This window comes from Corallococcus sp. AB049A, from assembly GCF_003668885.1.
Lineage (GTDB): Bacteria > Myxococcota > Myxococcia > Myxococcales > Myxococcaceae > Corallococcus > Corallococcus interemptor.
Map to the genome: position 1 here is coordinate 1 of NZ_RAWL01000472.1, position 6,290 is coordinate 6,290.

A 6,290-nucleotide genomic window follows, 5' to 3' on the forward strand; every position below is an offset into this window, starting at 1 on the left:
GGCCTGGGGCGTGAGGGAGGGGCAGCTGGCGTTCATGGTGCACTCGGGCTCGCGGGACATGGGCAAGCACGTGGGGCGCGCCTGGCAGGAGCGGGCGCGCGCGGCGTGGCCCGTGGGGGCGCCGCACCCGGCGAGCGGCATCTTCCCGCTCGCGGATCCGGTGAAGGTGCGCGAGTACCTGAAGGCGGAGGCCACGGCGGCCAACTACGCCTTCCTCAACCGGCTGCTGCTCGCGGAGCTGGTGCGGCAGACGCTGCGGGAGCTGTTCGGGGACGTGGAGGCTCCGCTCGTCTACGACGTGCCCCACAACATCACCCTGCCCTGGGAAGGCGGCTGGCTGGCGCGCAAGGGGGCCTGCCCGGCGGAGGAGGACCAGCCGGTCATCATCCCCGGCTCCATGGGCGCGACGTCCTACCTGATGCGGGGCCTGGGCAACGCGAAGGCCCTGGCGTCGGCGTCGCATGGGGCGGGCCGGGCGCACTCGCGCTTCTCCATGTCGCGCGGGGGCGCGAAGCACCGGGAGGAGGACCTGGGCCTCACCGGGGTGGACTGCATCGCGCTGAGGGCCGAGCGGCGCATCGAGGAGGCGCCGGCCGCCTACAAGCCCATTGGCCCGGTGGTGGCCTCCCAGGTGGACGCCGACATCGTCCGGGAGGTGGCCCGGCTCAAGCCGCTGATGACCTTCAAGGCCTGAGGGACGGCTCGCCCCTGTCGCGGGCCAGCTCGCCACGGGCCCGGAGCCGCTGGCGGCAGAGGCATGTTGGCGGGCCATCTGGTCATCAGCTACTGACGCCGCGCGTGACGCGGGGCGTCCGGTTCGAGGGGGCCGGACGCCCCGTGGATTCGCTCGCGCGCCAGGGGCGGTCCCGTTAGCTTGCGCGCCCATGTACTTCGAACTCTTTTCGCAGATGAAGAAGCAGCTGGGGCAGTTGAGCAAGTGGTTGGACACGGCCGCGGCCCACGCCAAGGCGAAGCCCTTCGACCCGAACCTCTACCTGAACTTCCGGCTGGCGCCGGACCAGCTGCCGTTCGTGCGGCAGGTGCAGATTGGCTGTGACGCCGCGAAGCTCGCCGCCTCGCGCTTGTCAGGCAAGCCCGCGCCGTCCCACCCGGACACGGAGCAGACGCTGGAGGAGCTGAGCGCCCGCGTCCGGTCCACCATCGAGTACCTGGACACCTTCACCGCGAAGGACTTCGAGTCCGCCGCCGGGCGCGTCATCTCCCATCCCCGCTGGGAGGGCAAGGTGATGAGCGGCGCGGACTACTTCCTGGAGAACGCCGTCCCCAACTTCTTCTTCCACCTCACCACCGCGTACGCGCTCCTGCGCCACAACGGCGTCAACCTGGGCAAGGCGGACTACCTGGGGTCGCAGAGCCTTCGCGCGCCCTGAAGCCTTCCGCCCGCCGCTCCCCCAGCGACAGCGCCCAGAGCGGGAAGATGCGCAGGTAGGCGTCGTAGTGGATGGCGCAGGTGCGGCTGAACACGCCGGCCAGGGGCTCCGGGGGCCACTGGCCCTCCGCCTCTCTTGAACGCAGCCAGGCCACGCCCCGCCGCGTGGCCTCGGCGTGCGCGTCCCCCGCGGCCACCAGGGACATCACGGCCCACGACGTCGTCACCGCGTGGCCCGTGCGCCCCTCCACCCAGCGGCGCTCGCGGCAGGCCTGGATGGACTCGCTCCAGGAGCCGTCCTCGCGCTGGTGGGCCTTCAGGAACGTCACGGCCTTGCGCAGCGCGGGGTCCGCCGGGCCCGCGCCCGCGGCCACCAGGCCCGTGACGGCGAACCACGTGCCATAGCTGAAGCACACGCCCCAGGACCCCTCCCAGCTCCCATCCGGGCGCTGCTGACGGCGCAGGAAGTCCGCGCCCCTCGCGATGGCCCGTTCCACCGGAGCCTCCGTCGCCTCCGGACGCGCGCCGCGCCACGCCGCCAGCGCCTGCACGCAGGCTGACGTGCACTCCACGTAGCTGGGGTCCACCATGATGCCGGCGAAGACGTCCGAGGGATTGAACCGCTCCAGCCAGCGCGGCCCCCGCTGCCGCTCGTAGGTCGCCCAGCCGCCGTCCCGGTTCTGCAGGGACAGGATGAACGCCACGGCCTGCTCCAGACGCTCGCGCGGCACGCGGTTGAGCCCCAGCGGCTCCAACAACAGACACGCCTTCAGCGCCTCCGCCGTGCAATCACTGATGGGCCAGCCGTGCGCGCGCGTGCTGAAGGGCCACCCTCCCCGGCTGGGATGCCGGTGGTGTCTCGTGGCGCCGGGCGAATCCTCCAGCACCTGCTGCGCCTCCAGGAAGCGGCCCGCGCGCGCCAGCGTGTCCCGCGCCCAGATGGACTCCCCGGAGGCCACCAGCGCCTGCACCGCGAAGGCGGTGTCCCAGAGCTGGGAGGAGTTGTAGCCATTGACCGAGATGCCCTCGCGCGTCCGCTGGAGGTAGTCCGGCAGGCGCTCCAGGTGGGCGCGCACCTCCGGGCCGTCCGGCCGCGCCACGTGCCACACCACCATGTCGAGCACCTTGTTGATGGGCCCGATGCAGACGAAGTGCGTCGCCTCGTCCTCGCCGCGAATCAGCGCCAGGGACTCCTCCAGCGCGCGTGAGCGCAGCCGCTTCGAATGGAGGCGCTCGTACAGGCCCAGCACGCGGTGCACGGCGCGCAATGCCAGGCCATGGGGGGTGTAGGCATCGGACCCGGACACCCGCTCGCGCGCCGCCTTCCAGTCCACGTCCGCGTAGGGCCGGGCGTACAGCTCGCGCCGCAGCTCTGCCAGCAGTGGGGTCTCCGGAGCGCGGACGCGGTGGCCGTAGAGCCAGCCCATGGGCAGGTACACCATGCGGCAGTGACACCAGAGGCGGGAGGGATGGAAGGGCAGCGCGCGCGGCAACAGCCAGAGTTCGGGAGGCACGGGCGCCAGGCCTTCGTATTCGTAGAGACCCAGCAGGGCGAGGATGAACTTCCCCCAGGACGCGCTCCCCAGCGGGCCGCCCCGGGGAAGGAACCACGCCCGCGCGCGGACGAGGCCCGGATCCTCCGCGCCGACGCCCAACAGCCGCTGCGCGACGTAGGTGAGCACCGTCGTGAACACGAGGCTGGGTGACTCCACGTCCAGCCCCCAGCCTCCGTCCGGGTTCTGGTGCGCGCGCATGTGGGCCACCATCCCGTCGCGCACGGACGCCTCCGGCGCGCGGCCCATCACATACAGCCCGGCCACGTACACCGGCCCCAGGAACAGCGGGCCGCTGTAGTCCCCCTTCCACGAGCCGTCCGGTGACTGCGTCCGGGCCAGCACGTCGCGAGCCCGCCGCGTCACCTCCAGGCCTCCGCGCCGTCCCGGGCCTCGCGTGAGCCTCCGGCGTAGAGCGCCCGCAGCGCCTCGTTGGACCCCACCCGCTCCTGCGTGAGCCGCATCAGCGTGGCCACCGTCTCCCGGGGAATCTTCACCGGCTCGGGCTCGAACACCGCGGGGTTGCCCTCCACCGCGTCGAGCGTCGCCGCCGCGAAGAACAGCGGATAGAGGCAGAACAGCCGCAGGCCGGGCTCCTCCACGGGCAGGGCCAGCGAGTATTCGAGCGCGACGTCCAGCTCCCTTCTCGCCACGGACACCAGCTCATCCATCAGCGCCATGGCGCGGCCCCGGAGTGACGGCAGGGCCAGCGTGGCGGGCGTGAGGCCGTGCGCGGCCATGCGGTCCCTGGGCAGCCAGCAGCTTCCCCGGTCCAGGTCCTCGCGCACGTCCTTCAGGATGTTGGTGAGCTGCAGGGCGCGGCCAAAGGCAGGCGCCCGAGGCATGAGCCACGGCTCGCGCCAGGCGACCCGGGGGGAGCTGGCGACGAAGAGTCCGGTCAGCATCTCTCCCACGACGCCCGCCACGTAATAGCAATACAGGAACAGGGCCTGGAGGTCGGGCAGCCCCATGACCTGCCCGCCCCCTCCGTGCATGCGCTGTATCTGTTTCATCCCGCCGGTCATCGTGCGCACGCACCGCGCGATGGGCGGGTGGACCCAGGAGGGAAGCGAGGCCAGGGTTTCGAGCACGGCCGGTGTCTGGGAAAGCAGCTCGGCCTCCGCCTCCGGCGCCTCGTCCCGCAGGGCAAGCCGCGCCTCTCGCGCGAAGGAGCGGGCACGGGCCTCCCAGCCCGGCTCCAGCGAGACGAGGGTTCCCAATTCGTCGAGCCATGCGCCGTGGACCGCCCCGGGGGACTCGTCCTCCAGCGTGTCCGCGATGCGGCACAGCAGGTAGGCCACCGTCACCGCCAGGTCCAGGGGCTCGGGCAACAGCGGGATGTTGAGCGCGAAGGTCCGGGAGACCCGGGGCAATTGCGTGCGACAGAATGCTTCACCCTGCACCTTCATGCCTGCCTCCTCGCGCGTGCGGCGCCGCGCATGAATGGATAAGTCGTTCAATGCCAGACATGGAGTCTGCGAACGCCAGCGGGGGCCACGTGGGGGACACCGAAGTGGTGATAGCCGGGGGCGGACCCGCGGGCTGCGCGGTGGCGGCGGCGCTCTCCGATTTGGGGTGGTCCGTCCTGCTGCTGGACGCGGGCGTGGACCGGCACAAGCAGCTCGCGGGCGAGCTGCTCCACCCGACCGGCGTGCGGGACCTGCGCGCGATGGGCTTCGGGGACGTGGTGGATGGCTGGGCGGCGCACCCCGTGAAGGGCTTCGCGGTGCGCTTCCATGCCCCCGCCCGCACGCTCGTCCTGCCCTACGGTCGCGGTTGCACGGGGCTGTCTCTGGAGCACGCCGCCCTCACCCTGCCCCTCTTGGAAGCGGTGTCGCGGCGGCGCAACGTCACCCTGCTCACGCGGGCCCGCGTGACGGCCGTGGAGCACAACTGCGAGCGCGGCGTGCGCCTGCGCTATTCGCACGCGGGCGCCGAGCACACCGTGCACGTCCGGCTGCTGGTGGCCGCGGACGGGCGCGCGTCGCCCGTGCGGCGGATGCTGGGCATCGCCGAGCACCACCAGCGCCTCTCCACCATGCTGGGCGTGACGGTGGACAGCGACTGCCTCACCCACCCGGGACATGGCCACCAGTTCGTGGGCGGCGCCGTGCACGCGCTGGCGTACACCATCCAGCCCGGCGTGGCGCGCGTGATGGTGGACCTGCCCCTGGGCAGCACGGCCCGGACGCTGAAGGAACGACCGGAGTTGCTGCTCGCCCTGCCCTCGCGTCTGAGGGAGGCCGTCTGGCGGGCGCTGGAAGAGCGGCCCGCGGTGCGCATGGCGTCCAATGACGACTGGCTGGCGGAGACCGTGTGGATGGGGAGCGCCGTGCTCGTGGGCGACGCCGCCGCGTGCTGCCACCCGCTCACGGCCAGTGGCATGGCGTCCGCCTTCCATGACGCCCGCGCCCTCCAGGAGTCGCTGGACCGCCACCCGGGCCACGTCGCCCGCGCGCTGGAGCACTACGCGCACGCGAGGCGGCCCGCGCAGCGCACCCGCGTCGCCCTGGCCTCCGCGCTCTACAGCGCCTTCGCCGGGCAGGACGAGGGCATGCACGCGCTGCGCATGGGCCTGTTGCACTACTGGGAGCACAGCCCCGGTGGCGCGCGCGCCTCCATGGCCCTCCTGTCCTCCGAGGAGCCCCGCATGCGGGTGATGGCCCGCGAGTACCTGCGCGTCGTCCTGCATGCCTTCGCGGCGATGCTGTCGCCGAACGGACCGGGAGGCAGCCTGCGCTCCGCCGCGCCGCTGCTGCGCTCCGCCGGGCCGCCGTTGCGCGGCACCATGGCGAGCGCGGTGGAACAGGTGGGGAGCTGGCTGCATCGTCGCGTCCGCCGTCCCGTCTACACGCTGGCCCGTGCGGGCTGGGCCTCACCCAGGCGCGCCTTCGCATCCAAACGGTAGTCCCGGCCGCGCCAGTCCACCTCGCGAGACAGCCGCGCGGACACCGCCACGCCGGCCGTCAGGAGCGGGAGGAGCGCCGGCACCCAGTAGTGCCGGGGGGCGACCTCCGGGCCGTGACAGGCCCGCTGCAGCCGCAGCTGGCTCCACACGGAGAAGCCGATGGGCACCGCCGACAGGAGCGCCGGGCCCCAGGCCCTTCGCGCCACCGCCGTCGCCAGCGCGCCCCACGACAGCCAGCTCACCGCGCCGCGCACCCAGAGGGGCCTCGCGAAGGTCCCGGGGAGGCCTGACTCCGAGAAGAGGAGCCACCGCCGGAAGATGCGCAGGAAGCCGGCAAGCCCCAGCTGCCCCGTGACGACGCGCAGGGGGGCGTGGATGACGCGGTTCTTCCACCCGGCCTCGAGCAGCCGACGCCCCAGGTACATGTCATCCACGAGCC

Annotated in this window: 6 protein-coding genes; 3 read left to right on the forward strand and 3 right to left on the reverse strand. The window is 72.7% G+C overall.

Annotation, left to right across the window (positions count from 1 at the left end; genetic code table 11):
* Window positions 1-694 (forward strand): RtcB family protein (locus D7X55_RS33805; protein WP_147470311.1); only part of this gene is annotated, 694 nt, incomplete at its 5' end.
* Between the two features lie 190 nt (window positions 695-884).
* Window positions 885-1,391 (forward strand): DUF1993 family protein, encoded by a 507-nt coding sequence (locus tag D7X55_RS33810; protein WP_121725207.1) that lies wholly within the window; start codon window positions 885-887, stop codon window positions 1,389-1,391.
* Here D7X55_RS33810 and D7X55_RS33815 read toward each other — a convergent pair.
* Complete coding sequence (locus D7X55_RS33815; RefSeq protein WP_233610232.1) at window positions 1,339-3,309, reverse strand: 2,3-oxidosqualene cyclase; 1,971 nt, start codon at window positions 3,307-3,309, stop codon at window positions 1,339-1,341. The two genes, D7X55_RS33810 and D7X55_RS33815, sit on opposite strands and share 53 nt — an antisense overlap.
* A complete protein-coding gene (locus tag D7X55_RS33820) occupies window positions 3,306-4,352 on the reverse strand; it encodes a phytoene/squalene synthase family protein (RefSeq protein ID WP_121725209.1) in 1,047 nt (348 codons plus the stop codon). The genes D7X55_RS33815 and D7X55_RS33820 overlap by 4 nt, the downstream gene beginning before the upstream one ends.
* 59 nt (window positions 4,353-4,411) lie before the next feature.
* Here D7X55_RS33820 and D7X55_RS33825 point away from each other — a divergent pair, with 59 nt between their 5' ends.
* Window positions 4,412-5,851 carry an NAD(P)/FAD-dependent oxidoreductase gene (locus D7X55_RS33825; RefSeq protein WP_158626466.1) on the forward strand — a complete coding sequence of 480 codons (1,440 nt, stop codon included), beginning with the start codon at window positions 4,412-4,414 and terminating at the stop codon, window positions 5,849-5,851.
* Here the strand turns inward: D7X55_RS33825 and D7X55_RS33830 are convergent.
* On the reverse strand, window positions 5,791-6,290 hold a 500-nt coding region (locus tag D7X55_RS33830), incomplete at its 5' end, for a hypothetical protein (RefSeq protein WP_233610233.1). The two genes, D7X55_RS33825 and D7X55_RS33830, sit on opposite strands and share 61 nt — an antisense overlap.